The sequence below is a fragment of the Variovorax sp. PCZ-1 genome (genome assembly GCF_018413605.1).
In the GTDB taxonomy this organism is placed as follows: domain Bacteria; phylum Pseudomonadota; class Gammaproteobacteria; order Burkholderiales; family Burkholderiaceae_C; genus JANMDU01.
Genome location: NZ_JAHCDN010000001.1, coordinates 1,332,233 through 1,353,029 on the forward strand (window position 1 = coordinate 1,332,233; position 20,797 = coordinate 1,353,029).

Here is a 20,797-nt window from a genome sequence, read left to right on the forward strand (position 1 = left end):
CATGGCCAAAGAAGTGATTGTGAGTTTTACGCTCAACAACAAACCTGTGACAGCCAAAGTGCCAGATGATTTGGCACTCGTCGATTATTTGCAAGAGGAGCAAGGCCTCTCGGGTACGCGTCTGTGTTGCGGCATCGGTGTGTGCAAGGTCTGCACGGTGAAAGCGCAGCGCGCGCCCAGCTCGCAAGGTCAGCCCATGCTCGCTTGCTCCACGCCTGTGGCTTTGCTCCAAGGGCAGACGATCACCACGGTTGAAGGTGTAGGTTCACCCCAAGCGCCCAGCAAGGTGCAGCAAGCCTTCCTCGATCACTTCGCTTTCCAATGCGGTTATTGCACTCCCGGCTTTGTGATGGCGACCACGATGCTGATTGAGCGCTTGCGAGTGACGCCAGTTGCTAAAGATCAGCTCGACAAAGCCATTGAAGATGCTGTGGGGCAGCATATTTGCCGCTGCACTGGCTACGCCAAGTATTACGCAGCGATCAAATCCGTGATCTTGGCGGAAGGAGGGCTGGTGAAATGAAACGCTTCCTCCTACTCATGCTTTTTTCGGCCTTCGCACAAGCGCAGACCTTCTATGAATACAGCGAGCAGTGCGCCAAAGAAGTCACGCCGATTCCTGCTTTCAGTTGCATGGCTGGTGAGGTGATCCCGATCACCGTGAACGGCCAAATCACCACCAGCTACACCGCCACTTGCGATAAGCCTTCCATGGTGCCCGCCGTAGACGCCGGCAACCAAGGCCAATGCGTACCCGGCTCGCGCGCACTCGTGTTGCGCGATGATGGAGAGGCGCAGATTAGCGCGATCTGCCGCAAATATGTGGTGCGCGAGCCATCCAGCCATTTGTTTGACGAGATCAACATTGTTTCGCACAACCTCAAGAGCGGCAAAACCTGCTGGTTCACCGCCAAAGCCGCGCGGCCATTCACTCTGGGCGCAGGCATCAATGGCCGCATCGTGCCATCGCCTTCTGGCTTGCCGATCAAATCAGCGCCACGCGGCTACGAAAAAATCCATCCCGAGAGTGAAGCTTTGCATCCAGGCTGGAAGGTGGAAAAAACCACGCTGCCCAATCCCGCCGCTCTGTGGATGAGCCCCACGCAGCTCGTGAAGAATGAGCCCATGTGCGTCAAATGCCATGACAGCGGGCCGTATATGTACAGCCCCTATATCGCGCAAACCACGCAGCTGCCCAGCAACCCATTTGGCAAATACCAGCCGCGCGCCGTCGGTCAAGCCTTCAAGCAATGGCCGCAGCCCTTTGCCATCACCACGCGCGGCAACACTTGCACCACCTGCCACCGCATGGGCAATATGCACTCCTGCGGCCTTGCCACGCTGCAAGCCACAGGTGTCGTCTCTGCCACTGGCACGAGCGCCTTGGGCCAGCAATTCCCCCTGTCGCATTGGATGAGCCCCGGCAATTTGCACAGCAAGTTCCAATGGGATGAAGCATTCAAGAAAAGCGCGAAGGATATCTCTGACTGCTGCGCGAATCCGAATGGAGCGGCATGTCAAAAGATCAGCTACGACACCCCGATAGGCAAGTCTGGTAAGCGCTAGGAGAGTTCGCGAAACGGGTTGCGCTGCGCCAGATGCTCGACATATTCGCCGATGCCAAGGCGCTCTCGTTCTAAAAAGCGGTTCACGGCATCGGCGAACTGCGGATGCGCGAGCCAATGCGCGCTGCGGGTGACGACAGGAAGCAGGCCGCGGGCCATTTTGTGTTCGCCTTGTGCGCCGCCTTCAAATCGGTCGAAGCCGTGTTCGATGCACCATTGCAGAGGCTGGTAATAGCAGGCTTCGAAGTGCAGGCTATCTACGCGAGCGATGGCACCCCAGTAGCGGCCGTACGCCACCTTTTGAGCTACTTTTTTTATGCTTTTTGGGCTATTTGCCGGCACAGAATCTGCGCAGAGTGCTACTGAATTGATAGTATCTTGAATGGCAATCATGCTGCAAGCTATCGATTTGCCTGAGTGCTCAGCAATAAACAGCAACCAATTTTCTGGCATCGTCTCTTGCATGCCTTGGAAAAATTCTCGGTTGAGATAGGGCGGGTTGCCGTGTTCGAGATAGGTGCGCTCGTAGCAGGTGTAGAAAAAATCCCAATCTGCGCTTGAAATGTCTACGCCTTGACTCCAGCGCCACGTCATGCCTGCATCGCTGACCTTGCGGCGCTCAGCACGGATTTTTTTGCGTTTATCTTGAGCGAGGGTGGCGAGGTATGCGTCGAAGTCGTTGTAACTCGCGTTCTGCCAGTGGAATTGCACGGTCTCGCGCAGCATGAGTTTTTCATCTGTTGCGATGTGCTGATCACTCTCTGAGGCAAACAAGGTATGCAATGAAGAGACATCCTCTTGCTCACAATATGAGAGCACCTCGCGCAGTAAATACGACGGCGAGAAGCCATTTTTGCATAAAAATCTGGTGCCTGGCACAGGTGTGAAGGGCACAGCAATCGTGGCCTTGGGGTAATAGGCCAGCCCATTTTCCTGATAAGCCCGCGCCCATGCCCAGTCAAACACATACTCGCCGTAGGAATGCGTTTTTACATACAGCGGGCAGGCAGCGAGCAGCTCTTTCTCATCGGGTGAATACAAAGCCACAAAGCGCGCATCCCAGCCAGTTGCCTTCACCGCAGAGTTCGAGGTCTGCATGGCGGCCAGATATTCATGGCGCATGAAAGGCGTGGGTAAGTCGCTTGCTTTCAGTAACGCATTCCATTGCGCTACATCAATCTCCAGTGGGGAGCTGTGGATGCGGGTGACATAATCCTTCGTAGTCATTCTGAATATCGTTATGAGCCTAAATATTTGCGTTGCCCAATTAAACCTGACCGTGGGAGACCTTGCAGGCAATGCCAGCAAAATCATCGCTGCATCAAAGGATGCGTATGCCAAAGGCGCGCGGCTTGTGATCACGCCTGAGCTCTCCATTTGCGGCTACCCGCCTGAAGATTTGTTGCTTCGCCCCGCGTTCATGGCGGGCTGCGATGAAGCGGTAGCGCGTGTGGCGGCTGAGTTGGCAGATTTGCAAGGCTTGCATGTGATCGTAGGGCATCCGACTGGAACGGGCGTGCGCGGCAAAAGCGTAAGCGTGCAAAAGCGGCACAACGCGGCTTCCGTTCTCAGCGAAGGCCGCAGGATCGAGACGTATGCGAAGCGCGAGCTGCCGAATTACCAGGTGTTTGACGAGCGGCGCTATTTCGCGCCGGGGCAGGGCAGTTGTGTGTTTCAAGTCGATGATGTGTCGATTGGCCTGCTGATTTGCGAGGATGCTTGGTTTGAAGAGCCGGCGGAGCTGGCTAAAGAAGCTGGCGCAGAAGTATTGGTGGTGATCAACGCCTCGCCATGGCATGTGGGCAAGGGCGCAGAGCGCGAGGCGCAGATGCGTGATCGCTGTCTCGCCACCGGGCTGCCACTCGTGTATGCGCATTGCGTGGGCGGGCAAGACGAGATTGTGTTTGAAGGACGCTCGTTTGCTTTGGATGCGCAAGGCGATTTGATGGGGCGGGCAGCTTCATTTGTTGAAAGCTCATTTTTTGTTGAAATTTCAAAGCATATTAGCCAGTTTGGCGGCTTAGATGCTGCGCCACCAGCTATTGAGTTGGTAGCGTCGATTGATCCTGATCGCAGTGCGGAAGCAGATCTGTGGGATGCTCTTGTACTCGGCGTCAAAGATTACGTTCGTAAAAATGGCTTCCCAGGCGCATTGCTTGGCCTCTCGGGCGGCATCGATTCAGCGCTCGTTTTAGCCATCGCCGTTGACGCCTTGGGCAAAGAGAATGTACGCGCCGTGATGATGCCTTCGCCCTACACGGCAGACATCTCTTGGATCGACGCACGCGAGATGGCCGCGCGATTGCAAGTGCGCTACGACGAGCATTCCATCTTGCCGATGTTTGAAGCCTTCAAAGGCACATTGGCAGGGGAATTCAAAGGCCGCGCTGAAGATACGACCGAAGAAAATATCCAAGCCCGCATTCGCGGCACGCTGCTCATGGCTTTGAGTAATAAATTCGGCGCGATCGTGCTCACCACTGGCAACAAAAGCGAAATGGCCACCGGCTACTGCACGCTCTATGGCGATATGGCTGGCGGCTTCGCAGTGATCAAAGATCTGGCGAAGACCACCGTCTTCAAACTCTGCCAATGGCGCAACGAGAATGATCCTTATGGCACAGGCGCGAACCCTATCCCAGAGCGCATCATCACCCGCCCGCCCAGCGCCGAGCTGCGCGCCGATCAAAAAGACCAAGACAGCCTGCCACCCTACGACGTGCTCGACGCCATCCTAGAGCGCTACATGGAAAACGACCAAAGCATCGAGGACATCATCGCCGCTGGCTTTGATCGCGATTCGGTAGAAAAAGTCACCCGCCTCATCAAAATCAACGAATACAAACGCCGCCAAGCGCCTCCGGGTATACGCGTCACACATCGGAGTTTTGGAAAGGATTGGCGATATCCGATTACTTCTAAGTTTCGGGCTTGATAACTACCTGGCTCAGTTGGTACGAGTGCGCGTCTCATTGTCGCGCCGAATTTCATCGGCAGTGACGAGGACAGAGCGTGTTTTGCGCTCAATGCCATCCGCTCCAGCAGTTGCTGTGTTAGACAAGGAACGCATGCCCGGCATCTTCTCGACAATGCCGTAGTCCGATTCTGCAAAGGTACCGTTTGGGCGAAACCGCATTGAATACACCAAAGTTTGCGGCGAATTCGGTGCCTGTACCGCAAAATTGATTTCGAAAGCATTGCCGTTGGGAAAAATCAGCAAAGAAGCGGCGCTACCTGTGGCAGCGATAGAGCGAGCCAGTTTTTTGCGCCATTCCAATAATTGCTCTTCCGACACCCCGACCACTGATACTGTGCCTGCGAAGCTTTCAGGAGGCAAAATCGGATAACCAGCGGCAGTCGTCTTGATGCACGCTGCTCGCTCGCCACGAGTGGCATAGAAGGCACGGGCATCTGGGTTGAAGTAAGTTGTGCTGGCGCGCGTGAATTCGCGGTTTTGCACGAATCTCTCGACGCTACTCAGCGTAGTCGCAGAGCTGCCGGGAAGGCAGGCCTTGAGCTGCTCAACGGCATCAGAATCGAGCCGATGCGTCTGCAAGCTTTCTGGCATTTGCAAAGTGGCAGGATCGATTTTTGCAACGGAACGAGGAAGTGCATCTGGATTACCGCGATGATTTCTCCAACGCTCGATCACGCCAATGATGCCCAGTAGGCTGCTTGCGAACATCGGAACAACTTCGGGGCGATTGTTCATCTTTGCCTGCCATGCTTTGACCGCTGCGATCTCCTTGGCCGAGGACGGGGATGCTAAATATTGTGTGACCTCTGCTCGCTCCTCCGCGCTGAGAAGCATATCCAGCCTGCGCATGGCCTCTCCACCCGGCATGGCACCAGCAGCTAGATTAAAAGCTAAATCGGATGCTGGAACTGAGGGGAACAGAGGTTGCAGGATATTGACATGGAAAGCGTAGGCGCCTGTGGGGGCATCAGCTGGCATTTTGTTAGAGGCCAGCCATGCTGAGCGTAGCTCCGCGTCTGTTTTTCCTAAGCCGACGCCAGGGGTCGCTCGCATATTTTCATAAACGCTTTGTCCGCGGTAGTAAGCCTGCCGCAAGGCGCGCTGGTATGCCAGAAATTTTTTCCCGGTGGCCGATTGGTAAAACTGTACGGCTTGATCTAGCTCTGCTTCGGATAGCGTGCTTGCGTAAGTCTGAGCTAAAGAGGTCTCTGCGTTTTGGGAAAGTGTTCGTAGGCTGGCATTGGCGCTGTTTGTGCGCTGGCGCAGCGTTGCTTCCAAATCAGCGCGCAGATTGACGAAGTAGATATTCCAGCCAGGGCTTGTGATGTTCCAAGCTGAACTCGTATCCAAAGCTTTCACGCCGATTCGCGCCAAATAGTCGATTTGATCATCCACATACTTCTGCTCGAAATTCATGGGTTTGGACAGCGGGATGGTTTGCAGTCGAACCAGTGTTTCTCCTTTGACCAGTGACTCTTGTGCCTGAGATGGAGAAACAAAAGAGGCTACAAGCAGAGCGCATAAGCGCAATACATTAAGAATGCTGTGTTCAGCGGTGCGGTGCATATGAGGATCCCTGTTTTAAAACTATTACAAATATTATTACGCATCAACGGTAAGGTTTTCTTGCATACCGTATCCGTACAAACACGGTTATCTAGCAGTGTGCTTTGGCTGTGCTTGGTCGCTTGACTTAGCTTGGCAGCTGCAAAGTATGGGCGATTTGTGCTTCAAGCTGCGCAGCCAAGGCTCTGCGCTCCAATCCATCCGTAGGCAAGCTGGGCAAGAAATCCAGCGATGCTGTGACAGGATCAGCGCGAAGCATGCGCCAGACGGAGGAGAGGAGGGTGTCGTCGTCGATGTAGACGGGGCTCATGCTTAAGGTTTCGTTTTGCTCGAGGTAGCGCAGTGCGACGGGCTGGATGGGGCTGGCGACTGAGATGGCGGCTTGCAGCAGGTTGGCGTGAAAGGGGAGCACGCTTTTGCCGTCGCTGGTCGTGCCTTCGGGGAAGACGGCAATCAGGTGGCCGGCTTTGAGGTTGTCTGCGATTTGGTGGACGACGCGCAGGGCATCTTTGCGTGAAGAGCGTTCGATGTAGAGCGTGCCGACGTTGGTGGCGAGCCAGCCGATAACGGGCCAATGGCGCACTTCTGATTTAGACACGAAGCAGACAGGCTGGGCGGCGAGTAGAACTAAGATATCAAGCCAGGAGACATGGTTGATGACGACCATGAGCGGGCCTTTTTGCAGGGGCTGGCCTTGTACGCGAACTGTGACATCGAGCAACTGGAGGAAGTGCTTTGACCAATCGGCGACGTGTTGCGCGCGCTGCTCATGCGTGGCGCTTGAGAATTTCGTGAGGATCGTCCACATGCCGTGCAGCAGATGCAGGATGCATCGGGTGAGTTTGAGCAGGGCGAGCAGGGAGCGCATTGATTCAGGCGTTTTTAGATCGAAAATGGCATATCACCGGCATAGAATCTGCGCGGAGTGCTATTGAATTAATAGTAAATTCATGCCACTCAGATGCTGGCTTGCTTGATATTCTAGAGGCAGAGGAGAGCTAAGCAGCGCTGAAGCGATACACGCCATCACGCCGCTCGCGCTTCAGTGCGCCATCAAACCACAGCTTGTGCAGATGCGCGAGCGCTTCGCCTTGCGCAAAGGTGAGCTGATGCAGATCGAGCTGGCGTTTGAACATGATGGCGACGATGTCGTGGGCTGTTTGTGGTGCTTTTTTGCACGCTTCGATGACTTCGACCAAGCGCTCGGCGTGATGCTCTTCCAATTGTTTGATGCGCTCATGCAGGCCGAGAAAAGGTTTGCCGTGGCTGGGCAGGATGAGTGTGTTGTCGGGCAAGGCCTTCATTTTGGCAATGGAGTCGAGAAAGAGCTTGAGCGGGTTGGCCTCGGGCTCGAGGTCATACACGCTGACATTGGTGGAGATGCGCGGCAAGATCATGTCGCCGCTGATGAGCAGGCTCGAGGCGGGGCAATGCAGGGCAATGTGCTCGGGAGCGTGGCCGTAGCCTGCAATGCAGTGCCAATCCTGGTCACCGATCTTTATGCTCATGCCATCCATAAGACGAACATACTGACTCGGCACTCGCGGCACGAGGTCGGCGTAATAACCTGTGCGCTCGCGGATCATGCTGAGGAATTCTGGATTACTGATGCCATGCGATTGCACGAAAGCCGCGGCAGCCTCGCCGCCATGGCCTGCGGCTACCTGGCAGGCCATGCGGGCGGCGTTGAAATCGGTGGCGCTGATCCAAAGGCGGCAGGTGTGGTCGGGCGTCGTCCATTTTTCGCAGAGCCAATGCGCGAGGCCGATGTGATCGGGGTGCATGTGGGTGACGATCACGCGCAGGATGGGCAAGCCTTCTAGCTCATTTGCAAAGATCTGCTCCCATTGCTGGCGGCTCTCGGGGCGGTCGATGCAGCAGTCCACTACCGTCCAGCCTTCTTTGTCATCTAGCTCGTCGCGCAGCAGCCAGAGATTGATGTGATTGAGCGCGAAGGGCAGCGCCATGCGAATCCACTTCACGCCTGGGGTGATTTGGAAAGTACCGCCGGGCGCGGGCAGGGTCTCGCCAGCAGCAGTGTCGAGCGGGTAATTGAGCAGAGCTTCTTGAGCGTTCATAATTTCTTGTATAGTTGACGTTTACGTAAACGTCAATTGCTAAGCTTGATGTTAGCTGCAAACACTTTGATCTTCTGTCCCGATGGCAACACACACCTACAGCATCAGCGATCTAGCGCAAGAATTTGATTTGACCACACGCGCCATTCGCTTCTATGAAGATTTGGGGCTGCTCACGCCTGAGCGCGCCGGCGCGGGCGGGCGCTCGCGGGTGTACAGCGCCAAGGATCGCACGCGCCTTAAGCTCACGCTGCGCGCCAAGCGCCTGGGCTTCTCGCTCACTGAGGCGAAGGAAATCATCGACATGTATGAAAGCCCGCGCGACACCGGGCCGCAGCTCAAAAAATTCTTGGCTGTCCTCTCGGCACATCGCACGGAGATGGAAGGGCAATTGGCGGAGCTGCAGGTGCAGCTCGATGAGATCAAGGCACATGAAAAAGAAGCCAAGGCCTTGCTCGCTAAGAATGAGAAGGCCAAATGAGCGCTTTGTATGAACGCATAGAGACCAGCTTCAAGCGCCAAGGCATGATGCAGGCGCTTGGGTGTGAGCTGGTGAGTGTGGACAAAGGGCGCGTGGAATTTGCGCTGCCGATGAGCGAGAAAGTCACACAGCAGCAAGGCGCTTTTCACGGCGGCGCTTTGGGCGCGCTGGCCGATATTTCTTGCGGCTATGCGGCGCTGACTGTTGCTCCTGAGGGCATGGAAGTGACCAGCGTGGAATACAAGATTAATTTTGCGGCGGCGGCCTCAGGCGAGCGCGTGCATTGCGTGGGTGAAGTCAAGCGCGCAGGGCGCACGCTGGCTGTGTGCCAAGCTGAATTGTTTGATGTGAAAGATGGCGAGCGGAAAAGCTGCGGCTTTATGCAGGCCACGATGATTTACATCGAGAAAAAATATTGAAACCTTGCAGGATGGTCAAACGAACTGTCCTCAACTGATTATTGGAGACTTGAGATGAACAACTTACCCGGCCTGAATTTCCAACTCGGCGAAGACATCGACGCATTGCGCGATGCCGTGCGCGAATTTGCGCAAGCAGAGATCGCGCCTCTCGCGCACGATGTCGATAAAAACGATCAATTCCCCATGCAGCTCTGGCGCAAGATGGGTGAGCTGGGCGTGCTCGGCATCACGGTGGAAGAGGAATACGGTGGCGCAGGTATGGGTTATCTAGCGCACATGATTGCGATGGAAGAAATCTCGCGTGCTTCAGCGTCTATTGGTCTGAGCTACGGTGCGCATTCCAATCTCTGCGTCAATCAAATCCGCCGTAACGGTACGCCTGATCAACGCGCGAAATACTTACCCAAGCTCATCAGCGGCGAACATGTCGGCGCCCTCGCCATGAGCGAGCCCGGTGCAGGCTCAGATGTGATCTCCATGAAGCTCAAAGCCGAAGACAAAGGCGGCTACTACCTGCTCAATGGCAGCAAAATGTGGATCACCAATGGCCCGGATGCAGACACGATGGTCGTGTACGCCAAGACCGAGCCTGAGATGGGCGCACGCGGCGTAACTGCCTTCATCGTGGAAAAAGGCATGAAAGGTTTCTCGACCGCGCAAAAGCTCGATAAGCTCGGCATGCGCGGCTCGCACACGGGCGAGATGGTCTTCCAAAACGTCGAAGTGCCAGCGAGCCACATCATCGGCGGTTTGAACAACGGCGCAAAGGTATTGATGAGCGGCTTAGATTACGAGCGCGCTGTGCTTGCCGCCGGGCCCATCGGCATCATGCAAGCCGTGATGGACAACGTGATCCCCTATATCCACGACCGCAAACAATTCGGCCAAAGCATCGGCGAATTCCAGCTCATCCAAGGCAAGGTGGCCGATATGTACACCCTCTTGCAAGCAGGCCGCGCGTTCTGCTATCAAATCGGCAAAAACCTCGACATGCTCGGCACAGAGCACGTGCGCCAAGTCCGCAAAGACTGCGCGAGCGTCATCCTCTGGTGCGCCGAGATGGCCACCAAAATGGCCGGCGACGGCATCCAAATCTTCGGCGGCAACGGCTACATCAACGAATACCCCCTAGGCCGCCTCTGGCGCGACGCCAAACTCTACGAAATCGGCGCAGGCACGAGCGAGATTCGCCGGATGCTGATTGGGCGTGAGTTGTTTGCTGAGACGGCGTAAGCGCAGTTTTCAAATCATTAGAATCGCCGGATGCCTTTACGCCACCTCTTAAATCACAACAAACAATGGGCCGCTTCCATGGAGCGGGACAAACCGGGATTTTTTACTGGTTTGAGTCAGCAGCAAAATCCAAGCTATATGTGGGTGGGCTGTTCTGACAGTCGTGTGCCTGCAAACCAAATCACGGGCTTAGAGCCCGGCGAGGTGTTTGTGCATCGGAATGTGGCCAATGTGGTCGTGCATTCAGACTTGAATGCGCTATCCACGATTCAGTATGCGGTGGATATGCTCAAGGTGGAGCATGTGATTGTGTGTGGGCATTACGGCTGCGGCGGTGTGCAGGCGGCGCTCAACAACGTGCGTGTTGGGCTGGCAGACAATTGGATTCGGCATATTCAGGATGTGCGCGATGTACACGGCGCGCGACTGTTTGCTTTGCCAAAAGAACAGCGTTTGAATGTGCTTTGTGAGATCAATGTGATCCATCAGGTCTTGAATGTGGCGCAGAGCACAGTAATGCAGGATGCCTGGGCGCGCGGTCAGAAGGTAACGGTGCATGGCTGGATTTATGGGGTGCATGATGGTGTGTTGCATGACTTGCTCATCAGCTTGAGTGCTTCTGAAGATGTATTACCTGCTTATAAAACTGCTATTGATGCTGTTTTTAAGGCTAAAGAGGCTTGTAGCCGGCATTGATACTGCGCGAAGTGCTACTGAATTTGTAGCATGCTGGAGATTTTCTCGGGGTAGCACAGAGCTAGGTGAAGTACAACAGAGGATATTTGCCAAGTCTTAGAGCTTCACCCCTCAAGCGCCATTAGCAGCAAACAAAAGTAAAAAACTAGCGTTAGGATAGAGCCATGTTCCCCCAACGCCTAGACTCCACAATCGCCTTCGACATCGCACGCGCCATGATCGATGGCTTCAATCGCCATTACAGACTGTTCAGAGCTGAAAGCCAGCGCGCTAAGCATCGGTTTGAGACGCAGGATTGGCACGGCCAGCAGCGGGCGCAGCGGGAGCGGATTGAGTTTTACGATCTGCGGGTCAAGGAATGTGCACAGCGGCTGGAGAAAGAGTTCAAAGCGGGCGAGCAGCCCATGGAGATTTGGCAGCAGGTGAAGCTGCATTACATCGGCCTCTTGATCAATCATCATCAGCCCGAGCTGGCCGAGACGTTTTTTAATTCAATCACCACCAAGATTCTGCATCGCACGTATTTCCAAAACGATTTCATCTTTGTGCGCCCTGCGGTGAGTACCGAATACATCGAAAACGATGAGCCAGAAGCGCAACAAACTTATCGTGCCTACTACCCCACGATGCAAACGCTGGAGCAGAGCATCTCGCAGGCAATAGAGCATTTCCGGCTGCTCACGCCCTTCGAGGATTTGCCGCGCGATGTGGGTTTTGTGATGAAAGCTTTCACCACACGGCTGCGCGATGTGCGCCTTCGCGCGAATTTCCAAATTCAAGTGCTCTCAGGGCTCTTCTTCCGCAACAAAGGCGCTTATGTGATTGGCAAGATCATCAATGGCTTCAGCGAGGTGCCATTCGCGCTGCCAATTTTGCATACCAAAGAAGGTGGCAAACTGGTGATTGATGCAGCGCTTTTTGGTGAAGACGATTTACTGATGCTCTTCAGCTTTGCGCGCGCTTATTTCTTGGTAGATATGGAAATCCCCAGCGCCTATGTGCAATTCCTGCGTAGCCTCATGCCGCGCAAGCCGCGTGCAGAGATCTACAACGCGCTCGGTTTGGCCAAACAAGGCAAAACGCTTTTCTACCGTGATTTTCTCTATCACCAACGCCACAGCACTGATAAATTTCGCATTGCTCCGGGTATCAAAGGCATGGTGATGCTGGTGTTTGATCAGCCGAGCTTTCCGTATGTGTTCAAGCTCATCAAGGATTACTACCCGCCGCAAAAAGACACAACGCGCGAGCAGATCAAGGGCAAATATCAGCTTGTGAAGCAGCATGATCGCGTAGGGCGCATGGCCGATACGCTGGAATACAGCGAGGTGGCTTTTCCACGCGAGCGCTTTGAAGATGAGCTGATCGAAGAGATCAAAAAATTTGCACCGAGCCAGCTGGAGATTTCGGATCGTGATGGTGATGGAAAAGTCGAGGTGATCATCAAGCATTTGTACATTGAGCGGCGCATGATTCCGCTCAATATTTATTTGCAAGAAGCCTTTGACATGAAGAGCGATCCGAAGGCTCAAGTTCAGATCGAGCGCGCCGTCGTCGAGTACGGCAATGCCATCAAAGATTTGGTGCGCGCGAATATCTTCCCTGGCGATATGCTCTGGAAAAACTTTGGCGTGACGCGCCATGGCAAGGTCGTTTTCTACGATTACGACGAAATCGAATACATCAGTGATTGCAATTTCCGCCGCGTACCTGCACCGCGCAATGAAGAAGATGAAATGAGCGGCGATGTCTGGTATTCCGTGGCGAAGAACGATGTCTTCCCCGAAACCTTTGGGCCTTTCTTATTGGGCAATGATGCAGTGCGCAGTGTATTTATGCAGCATCATGCAGATTTGCTCGATGCCACTTTCTGGCAAAGTCATAAAGAGCGTATCAAGGCCGGTCATGTGCATGATGTGTTCCCATATGAGCGCGAGAAGAGGTTCCGTCATGCATGAATACTGGGAGATAGCGAGTTATGTTGTGACAGTGCTGGGCTTGCCCCTGGCCATCATCATCTTCTTTTTGCAAGAGCGCAAAGAGCGCGCCAATGAGGAAGAGGAGGGCTACCAATTGCTCTCGAATGCTTACAACGATTTTTTGAAAGTGGTGCTCGCACATTCAGATTTGCAGTTGCGCGCCAATGAGCCGCTGCCTAATCCAACCCAAGAGCAAAACGAGCGCATGCTCGTGATCTTCGATATGCTGATTTCATTGTTTGAGCGCGCCTATCTCGTGGCTTACAAAGAAGACATGAGCACCGAGGAACGCCGCCGCTGGAATAGCTGGGATGACTATATGCGTGAATGGTGCAGGCGCGACGATTTTTACAATGCACTGCCGCTGCTGCTGCGCGGAGAAGACCCTGATTTTCAAACCTATATTCGCCGTATCGCGCAAGAAGAGCGCAGCATGGGCTTACTGAAGCTTTAGCCGTTATTGATACACATGGTGGACGAAAGGAGTTTCTCGCTCCAAAAACCGAATCGTACGAGCGGGTGCTTCGCTATCCTTGCCGAGCAGGGCGCGTAATCGTTGATCTATTTCACTGAAGGGCATGGCGTGGACTCTTCGAGTACCCACAGAAAGTGTGAATTTCAGGGCATGCGCGGCACCATCGGAGGGATCTAACATCAATCCCAATGCGACCAAACGTGACAGGCGCGCGTTAAGATTCTCCCCGGGCTTCATATCTGGCATCGCGATAGCAAGCATGTTTCGGCCAATCCTTCCCATGGCATCAGTTTCTCTCATGGCGATGCGCACCAAGCGTACGCTGCGCAGCATCAAAGCCTCAAACTGCATTGCGCTGACTTCCTTGTCTTTGGCTTCAACGAGAACATACGCCAGCGTCATATCGCTGCGTTTTTCGCCAGCTCGCAGCCAAGCCCTGCTAGCAAGAACCAGGAAATCAGCTTCTGTGAGAAACCCGGTCAATGGATCGCGTTGCGCGGCGACTTGCTCCCGCGTGGCCTGGGCATGACGCTCGCGGCTGTATGCGTTGAGGCAAAACAGCATGGCTAATGCTTCTGCCATAAATGCCAGCAGGGGTATATAGGCCGGCAGCTGGGGGAGTGATAGCTGCCCAGAATTGTGAGCAACAGCCAGGCTAATGCTGATCAAAAAAGGGAGATATACCGCAAGCCAATAGCCGCTGTAAGGCGCCTCTTTACGCCAAGCACAAATTGCCGTTGAGAGTATCAGAGCGCTTGCCAGCACCGTGATCAACACGAAGATGATCGCAGACGTTGCGTAGTTTTCAGTCAGAAGAGAATGAATGATCCAAACAGCACATGCGGCAACCAAACCTAAGGTGGCTGGCCGAAAAAAATTGCTGCACCATTTGCCGAACATCGCGCTGACAAACAACAGATTAAATGCATAGGCCGCCATGATGAAGCACACCAGTGCGTCGCTGGAAAAGCTAGCAGCTTCGGGCCAAAGAAACTGATGGCCTACTCCAGCATAAGCTAAAGCGGCAAACATACTCGTCATCAAGTAGGCGGCGTACCAAATGTAGGTCTTGTCTCGGAATGCGAGCGCCATCTGTAAGCAAACCATGCTCAGAGCCGCGATCAAACCAGCAACGATTCCCACCCAAAGCGTATGCAAACTGTCTCGCTCTGCGGCAACGCTTGACTCCCAAATCATGGGCTGTATGGTTGCAGGCATTTGATGAATGACGCGAATATAGATGTCACGCACGCCATCATTCGTCACCTGCAAAGGAAAGCGAGGGCGCAATGACGGCGTGGGCCATTGGGTATGCGCCACTCGATCCCCTGCTATAGCCATCTGCCAGACACCGCCTGCATCTAGCTGATACACCTCATAACGATCCACAATCATCGTGGGCATTTCCAGCAGCCATTGGGAGGTGCTGGGCGATGCCTTGGCTTGGCCAGCCTCCACCTGCATGCGCAGCCAAAGTGGTTTGTCGATCGAGATGGGGTGTGTCGTTCTTGGGGCGAAAGGTGCAAAGCGATTGCGCGGCAGCGCGGCGACATCCTGCACAGTCAAAGATGCATCCAAGCCCTCTGCAACATCGAGTTGGGCGAGCCAACCACTGTTTGTTTTGACTAAAGTATCAAGGCGTAGAACTGTTGCAGCACCAACTGGCGTTTGGGCGCTTGCATCCGCCCAGCCCCCAACCAAACACAAACACATCGCAAACCAAAAACTCCTCAGTAAATACATGCCAGTTTTCATTAAATTTTTAAGATAAGCGATGATATGGGAAGATCCGATAACAAATTGTCACATGAGCACTGATAAATTCCCCCCTGATAACGATGCGATCGCGTTATTGCCACTTTTTCATCGTCTTGACATGGATTGCATTTCATTGGTGAGCAATGGCGAGCAAGCGCAGCATGCTGCAACCAAGCTGCAAGCGGCAACAGCCTGGGGCTTTGACACAGAATCGAAGCCCACATTTCGTGTCGGCGAGGTCTCTACTGGGCCGCATGTCTTGCAGCTAGCCACCATGGATCATGCTTGGGTGTTTCAGCTACACGATCCTGATTGCCGAGCTGTCGCCGCGCAGCTTTTGGCGCAAGAAGGCATTGTGAAAGCCGGCTTTGGTCTAGGGGACGACAAGAAGCGCATTCGCAGCAAGCTAGGCATTGAGCCGCAGGGTATCGTGGAGATCAACACACTGTTTCGCCAGTTGGGTTATCGCAAAGAGTTGGGTGTGAAGGCGGCTGTGGCTGTGATGTTCAATCAGCGCTTTATCAAATCTAAAAAAGCCTCGACCAGCAATTGGGCTTTGCCGAATTTGAATGAAAACCAGCTGATCTATGCCGCCAACGATGCCTATGCGGCCATTCGCGTGTATGCAGCTCTGCAAGCCTTATCCAACGAATAGCTACTAAAAGAATAGCGCTCTGCGCAGTCTGTATGCCGGCGATCGGCCTAAAAGGCTCTTAATTAACACCATAAAAACAATCCGGGCAGAGCGCTCGGTAGCGCATATTGCCACCAATGAGCACTTGGCTACCTTCAAAGATGCGGTTGCCTTCATCATCAAAGCGCGCATTCATGCTGGCTTTTTTGCCACAATCGCAAATCGTCTTCATTTCTTCCACATCATCGGCGAGCACGAGCAGGGCGGCTGAGCCTTCAAAAGCCTTGCCTTGGAAATCACTGCGCAGGCCATAGCACATCACGGGCGTGCGGTTCTCATGCGCCCAGCGGTGCAGTTCCTCGACTTGGGGCATGGTGAGAAACTGCGCTTCGTCAATCAGCACGCAGGCCAATTTGGAAATCCAAGACTCCTGTTGTGCAGCAGCGATACGCTCTGCCATCGATTGGCTGGCGTTGAAGGTGATCGCATCACGCGAGAGCCCCAAGCGTGAGGCAATCTTGCCATGGCCATCGCGGTTATCCAGCTCGGCTGTGAGCAGCACAATCCGCATGCCACGCTCCTCATAGTTGAAGGCGGCTTGCAGCAAGGAGGTGGATTTGCCAGCGTTCATCGCGGCATAGCGGAAATACAGTTTGGCCATGGTTTGAGTTTAAGAGACAAATACTGGGACAGAAAGGAACGCAGAAGACGCAGAAAGTACGCAGAAAGCGCAGAAAAAGCCAAAGAAGAAAACCCAAACAAAGAACAGACAGAAAGAAGAAGCAGTTTTGAAGCTCGTTTTTGTATTTTTTCTGCGTCTTCTGCGTCTTCTGCGTATTTTCTGCGTCTTCTGCGTTCAAAATGCCTCTGAGTTTTGAAATCTCAATACGAGGAGACAGCATGGCCATCTTTAGTCAAGACGCACTTAACCCCGGCGTAAAAAAGCGCGAGGTGTTTGGATGGGCGATGTATGACTTTGCCAATTCGGGCTTTACCACGGTGGTGATCAGCGCCGTGTATGCCGCGTATTTCGTGGGCAGCATTGCAGGCAAAGCCGAGTGGGCCACTTTTGCTTGGACGCTGGCGCTCTCGATTTCTTATGCGATTGTGATGATCACCTCGCCCAGCTTGGGGGCGTATGCAGACATGCGGGCGGCGAAGAAGCGGCTATTGATGATCGCCACGGCGGGCTGCGTGCTTGGCACGCTTGCCTTGGCGTTCACCGGCCCAGGCACGGTAGCTCTGGCTTTTTGCTTGATCATCCTTGCAAATTTGTTTTACAGCTATGGTGAAACGCTCACCGCCGCTTTTCTACCAGAGCTGGCTAAGCAAGAATCCTTGGGCAAAGTCAGCGGCTGGGGCTGGAGCTTTGGGTATTTTGGCGGCATGCTCGCCTTGGGCATTTGTTTGGGCTATGTGATTTGGGCGCAGGGGCAGGGCATTCCGGCGGATAAATTCGTACCGGTCACGATGGTCATTACCGCCGTGATTTATGGCGCATCAGCCATGGTCACCTTCAAGTTGCTGCAAGAGCGCGCGCAGCCTAACCCGAAAGCTTTGCAAGAAAGTGGCTTAAAAGCCTCGTGGCAGCAGCTGAAAAGCACATTCCGGCAAGCCCGCAGATACAAAGACTTCATGACTCTTCTGTTGTGTGCTGTCTTTTATCAAGGCGGTGTCATGGTGGCTATTTCCATTGCAGCAATTTATGCAGAGCAGGTGATCGGTTTCAAACAGCAAGAGACCATGGTACTGATCTTCGTGCTCAATCTGGCCGCTGCAGTAGGCGCATTTGCTTTTGGATATTTTCAAGACCGCGTGGGGCATAAGCTGGGCTTGGGGCTAACGCTGGTCGGCTGGATCGCCACTTGCATCATTGCTGCGCTGACGACGACCAAAGGCGGCTTCTGGTATGCCGCCGCGCTCGCAGGCGTGTGCATGGGCTCCAGCCAATCGGCAGGTCGCGCCATGGCGGGCATGTTTGCACCCAAAGCGCAGCTTGCAGAGTTTTATGGTCTCTGGGGCTTCGCCACCCGCTTGGCCAGTATCATCGGCCCGCTTGCTTATGGCTCTATCACTTGGATGACAGGCGGCAACCAGAGGATTGCGATTGCTTCAACAACAGTGCTTTTCGTCGCCGGCTTGATCGTCTTGGCTCGCATTGACATGAAGCGCGGGCAAGAGGCTGCGCAAGCCGTTTAAATCAATTTCACAAAAATCCGCTGCATGCCATCTTGCAGTGTCGCCGCGCTCACAGGTTTGTGCAGCAAAGTGGTAGCTTCATAGCTGGAAGCTTCACGAATGCGCTCGGGAGCTGTGTCGCCAGTGATGATGATGGCAGGCAGAATCGCGCCTTCGCTTGTGCGCAGTTTCTCGCGCACGGCTTTGATGATGTCGCCACCCGTGATGCCTTCGCGTAGCCGATAGTCGGTGATCAGCAGATCGAGTGAAAAACCATCCTCCCCCAGCATCTGGAGCACTTCATCCATGCCCTCAGCCACACGCACATGACATTCCCAGCTTTGCAACAACACCTTCATGCTCAGGCGCACGGCATTTTCATCATCCACCACCAGCACTTTTTTGCCTTGTAGCGATGGTGCCGCTTTCAGCGGGGAGGGCATAGAGCTGCTGGCTGGCAAATCTGTGATCATCCAGCCGCCAGAGCGCGTGGCCATACCACTGTGCTCAAAGCTGTTGCCCGAAACCGAAGCAACTGCGCCGCCTTGCACATCCACCAGGGGCAAACACAGCGTAAACACCGAGCCATGCCCCAGCCGTGAGCTCAGCTCAATACGCGCGCCCATGCTTTGTGCTAAGCCTTTGGCAATCGCCAAACCCAGCCCTAAGCCCTTTTGCCGATCTCGTTCCTCATTGCCCAGCTGGCGAAACTCTTTGAACACATCTTCCCAATGCTCGCGCGCGATGCCCACGCCCGTGTCCATCACCTGCACAATCACCTGCACGCCTCGCTTGCGCGCGCAAACAAGGATGCCGCCCGAATGCGTGTAACGCAAGGCATTGCTCACAAAATTGCGCAAGATCAGCGCCGTCATCGTCGGGTCACACATGGCGATGCAATCCGTATCGCGAGTGCGATAGACCAGCTTGCGGCCATCAGCCTGTGGGCCGAATTCATCTTCCAAAGCGCGGAGCATCGGCGCAATCGATGTAGGGCTGGGCTTGGGTGTCATCACACCCGCCTCGATCCGCGAATAATCGAGCAGCGTGTTGAGCATCTCGCGGCTGGCCTGGCTAGCGGATCGGATGTGTTGCACCATCGTCGTCTGCTTCTCATCCAGCTGGGTGCCCGAGAGTACTTCCACAAAAAGATTGAGCGCATGCACAGGCTGGCGCAAATCATGGCTGGCAGCAGCCAAGAATTTGGTCTTGGCCGTATTCGCATCTTGCGCCGCCCGCATGCTTTCATTGAGCTGCACGGCTTGGCTTTGCAGCTGCTGCACCAGCTCTTGGTTTTCATAAGCGAGCACAATCGAGCGATTGAGTGTGGCCCAAGTGAAGCGGATGAAGATCAAATTCACCGTGAGCAAGAGCAGCATGGCAGCGCCGAGGAAACCATGAAACGCGTCGTTTGCTTGCCAGCCATACCAGCCAAACACAACCATCTGCGCCACAAAAGGCGGCACAAAAATCATTGCATACAGCGCAGGCCGTGTGCCAAAGATCGACACCCCCGCCGCTGACATGCCGCACACCATGCACAGCATAAACATCGTCACCAGCGGCTGAGCAGGCTCAAAGAAGATGAAGGGCGGTAGCGCCCAGAGCAAGCCATGCAAAATTACCAGCACCTTGTGCCACACATCGCGCGCATCCATGGATTGCAAATGCCGCCCAATCATCGCCCAAGTGCTCACCGTGCCAAGCATCAGCGCGGTAAACAGACCCGCCCAAATCAGCGCAGGTGCTTGTCTATCAGGCTCCAGCGCATAGACCACGCCCACCAGCAGCAAAGCCGTGAGCCAAATACCCACAGCGCCCAAATAAATAAAGCGCTCAAAGCGCCGCTGCTCCTCCAGCCGGATCAGGTCAACGCTGCTTTGAGAGGGCTCTTGTGCAACGGGTAGCTCAGAAGCCTTGCTCATGTGAGCACCGCGTGAGTCACATCCGCACGCACGCTCACCATGCCGCTCTTTTGCGCCGCCATCACGGCCTCCACGCGTGTGCTACAGCCAAAATGCTTCAAAACGGCTGCCACGTGGCTGCGCACCGTGTTCTCGCTGACAAAGAGCTTGCGCGCGATTGCTTTATTGCTGATGCCTTCACACATGAGAAGGAGCACATCGAGTTGCCGCGCAGAGAGCGCGTTGCCAGTTTCGCCGATTGATTCATCAGCGGTTTCAGCGCGCGCTGGGAGCGCAGAGAGTGCGCCGCTCGCCGCCTGCAACACCACCGCGCGAATCTGCTCTGGAGAAGCCGTCTTGTTCACAAACGCTAGCGCTCCGCGCCTCAGGCACAGCTGCTGCGTCTCAACATCTTCGTGTGCGCTCAGCATCAAAATCGCCGCCTTCGGCCAGCGCCGCTTCACAAGCGTGAGCCCTTCCACGCCATTGATACCCGGCATCTGCACATCCAGCAGCACCACGTCGGCCTGTTCGGGGATCGAGAGCGCCTCTGTCAAGCTGCCAGCCTCCAGCACAGCGCAGCCTGAGAGTTCTCCATCATTCAAGATGAACCGCATCCCTGCGCGAAACAGCGCATGGTCATCCACCAGCAAGACACTGGGTGGTTTTGTCACATCTTTTGATGGGGCAGAAAGGGCAGCAGAAGCCATGAAAAGCTAAAAATGAAAACAAAAGTAGTCAAATCTGGGCAACCAGGTTGGCCACCCAATGCACCAGATTGTTGCCGCTTAAGCCCAGCAAAAGCAAGCCAACGCAAGTATTCAAGCGCAAATTCATCCAACTGGATGAGT

Annotated in this window: 19 protein-coding genes; 11 read left to right on the forward strand and 8 right to left on the reverse strand. The window is 54.5% G+C overall.

Going from position 1 to position 20,797, the window contains the following annotated elements; all coding sequences use genetic code 11:
* Nucleotide 1 precedes the first annotated feature (1 nt).
* Entirely contained in the window at nucleotides 2–523 is a 522-nt protein-coding gene (locus KIH26_RS06450; RefSeq protein ID WP_213443564.1) for a (2Fe-2S)-binding protein, read from the forward strand.
* On the forward strand, nucleotides 520–1,566 hold the full coding sequence (locus tag KIH26_RS06455; RefSeq protein WP_213443565.1) for a hypothetical protein: 1,047 nt from the start codon (nucleotides 520–522) through the stop codon (nucleotides 1,564–1,566). Before KIH26_RS06450 ends, KIH26_RS06455 begins: the two co-directional genes overlap by 4 nt.
* On the opposite strand, the gene KIH26_RS06460 is transcribed toward KIH26_RS06455, so the two are convergent.
* Nucleotides 1,563–2,792 (reverse strand): GNAT family N-acetyltransferase, encoded by a 1,230-nt coding sequence (locus KIH26_RS06460; protein ID WP_213443567.1) that lies wholly within the window; start codon nucleotides 2,790–2,792, stop codon nucleotides 1,563–1,565. The two genes, KIH26_RS06455 and KIH26_RS06460, sit on opposite strands and share 4 nt — an antisense overlap.
* Nucleotides 2,793–2,805: 13 nt before the next feature.
* Between KIH26_RS06460 and KIH26_RS06465 the strand changes: the two genes are divergently transcribed.
* Nucleotides 2,806–4,500, forward strand: coding sequence for an NAD+ synthase (locus KIH26_RS06465; RefSeq protein WP_213443568.1), 1,695 nt, complete (start codon nucleotides 2,806–2,808; stop codon nucleotides 4,498–4,500).
* 12 nt (nucleotides 4,501–4,512) lie between these two features.
* On the opposite strand, the gene KIH26_RS06470 is transcribed toward KIH26_RS06465, so the two are convergent.
* The 3 genes from KIH26_RS06470 to KIH26_RS06480 all read right to left on the reverse strand — a co-directional run bounded on the left by KIH26_RS06470 (nucleotide 4,513) and on the right by KIH26_RS06480 (nucleotide 8,186).
* Nucleotides 4,513–6,108, reverse strand: coding sequence for a DUF2059 domain-containing protein (locus KIH26_RS06470; RefSeq protein WP_213443569.1), 1,596 nt, complete (start codon nucleotides 6,106–6,108; stop codon nucleotides 4,513–4,515).
* A 127-nt stretch (nucleotides 6,109–6,235) separates the two neighbouring features.
* Nucleotides 6,236–6,976: a lysophospholipid acyltransferase family protein gene (locus tag KIH26_RS06475; protein WP_213443570.1), complete on the reverse strand. Its 741-nt coding sequence runs from the start codon at nucleotides 6,974–6,976 to the stop codon at nucleotides 6,236–6,238.
* 130 nt (nucleotides 6,977–7,106) lie between these two features.
* On the reverse strand, nucleotides 7,107–8,186 hold the full coding sequence (locus tag KIH26_RS06480; protein WP_213443572.1) for an MBL fold metallo-hydrolase: 1,080 nt from the start codon (nucleotides 8,184–8,186) through the stop codon (nucleotides 7,107–7,109).
* Between the two features lie 82 nt (nucleotides 8,187–8,268).
* Here KIH26_RS06480 and KIH26_RS06485 point away from each other — a divergent pair, with 82 nt between their 5' ends.
* From KIH26_RS06485 to KIH26_RS06510, 6 genes are all read left to right on the forward strand, one after another.
* On the forward strand, nucleotides 8,269–8,667 hold the full coding sequence (locus KIH26_RS06485; protein ID WP_213443573.1) for a MerR family transcriptional regulator: 399 nt from the start codon (nucleotides 8,269–8,271) through the stop codon (nucleotides 8,665–8,667).
* Nucleotides 8,664–9,086 carry a PaaI family thioesterase gene (locus KIH26_RS06490; RefSeq protein WP_213443574.1) on the forward strand — a complete coding sequence of 141 codons (423 nt, stop codon included), beginning with the start codon at nucleotides 8,664–8,666 and terminating at the stop codon, nucleotides 9,084–9,086. The genes KIH26_RS06485 and KIH26_RS06490 overlap by 4 nt, the downstream gene beginning before the upstream one ends.
* Nucleotides 9,087–9,140: 54 nt before the next feature.
* Nucleotides 9,141–10,322, forward strand: coding sequence for an isovaleryl-CoA dehydrogenase (locus KIH26_RS06495; RefSeq protein WP_213443575.1), 1,182 nt, complete (start codon nucleotides 9,141–9,143; stop codon nucleotides 10,320–10,322).
* A gap of 30 nt (nucleotides 10,323–10,352) precedes the next feature.
* Entirely contained in the window at nucleotides 10,353–11,018 is a 666-nt protein-coding gene (gene can, locus KIH26_RS06500) for a carbonate dehydratase (protein ID WP_213443576.1), read from the forward strand.
* A 164-nt stretch (nucleotides 11,019–11,182) separates the two neighbouring features.
* Entirely contained in the window at nucleotides 11,183–12,976 is a 1,794-nt protein-coding gene (aceK, locus tag KIH26_RS06505; protein WP_213443578.1) for a bifunctional isocitrate dehydrogenase kinase/phosphatase, read from the forward strand.
* Nucleotides 12,969–13,451: a hypothetical protein gene (locus tag KIH26_RS06510; protein WP_249660981.1), complete on the forward strand. Its 483-nt coding sequence runs from the start codon at nucleotides 12,969–12,971 to the stop codon at nucleotides 13,449–13,451. The genes aceK and KIH26_RS06510 overlap by 8 nt, the downstream gene beginning before the upstream one ends.
* 3 nt (nucleotides 13,452–13,454) lie before the next feature.
* Here KIH26_RS06510 and KIH26_RS06515 read toward each other — a convergent pair whose 3' ends face one another.
* On the reverse strand, nucleotides 13,455–15,215 hold the full coding sequence (locus KIH26_RS06515; protein ID WP_213443580.1) for a sensor domain-containing diguanylate cyclase: 1,761 nt from the start codon (nucleotides 15,213–15,215) through the stop codon (nucleotides 13,455–13,457).
* 64 nt (nucleotides 15,216–15,279) lie between these two features.
* Here KIH26_RS06515 and KIH26_RS06520 point away from each other — a divergent pair, with 64 nt between their 5' ends.
* Nucleotides 15,280–15,885, forward strand: a complete 606-nt coding sequence (locus tag KIH26_RS06520; RefSeq protein ID WP_213443581.1) for a 3'-5' exonuclease — start codon at nucleotides 15,280–15,282, stop codon at nucleotides 15,883–15,885.
* A gap of 58 nt (nucleotides 15,886–15,943) precedes the next feature.
* Here the strand turns inward: KIH26_RS06520 and KIH26_RS06525 are convergent, their stop codons facing one another.
* Complete coding sequence (locus KIH26_RS06525; protein WP_213443583.1) at nucleotides 15,944–16,525, reverse strand: thymidine kinase; 582 nt, start codon at nucleotides 16,523–16,525, stop codon at nucleotides 15,944–15,946.
* A gap of 239 nt (nucleotides 16,526–16,764) precedes the next feature.
* On the opposite strand from KIH26_RS06525, the gene KIH26_RS06530 reads away from it, so the two are divergent.
* Nucleotides 16,765–18,063, forward strand: coding sequence for an MFS transporter (locus KIH26_RS06530; protein WP_213443584.1), 1,299 nt, complete (start codon nucleotides 16,765–16,767; stop codon nucleotides 18,061–18,063).
* Here the strand turns inward: KIH26_RS06530 and KIH26_RS06535 are convergent.
* Together KIH26_RS06535 and KIH26_RS06540 are read right to left on the reverse strand one after the other, a co-directional pair.
* Nucleotides 18,060–19,967, reverse strand: coding sequence for an ATP-binding response regulator (locus tag KIH26_RS06535; RefSeq protein WP_213443585.1), 1,908 nt, complete (start codon nucleotides 19,965–19,967; stop codon nucleotides 18,060–18,062). The genes KIH26_RS06530 and KIH26_RS06535 overlap by 4 nt on opposite strands.
* A complete protein-coding gene (locus KIH26_RS06540; protein WP_213443586.1) occupies nucleotides 19,964–20,656 on the reverse strand; it encodes a response regulator in 693 nt (230 codons plus the stop codon). The genes KIH26_RS06535 and KIH26_RS06540 overlap by 4 nt, the downstream gene beginning before the upstream one ends.
* Nucleotides 20,657–20,797 lie beyond the last annotated feature (141 nt).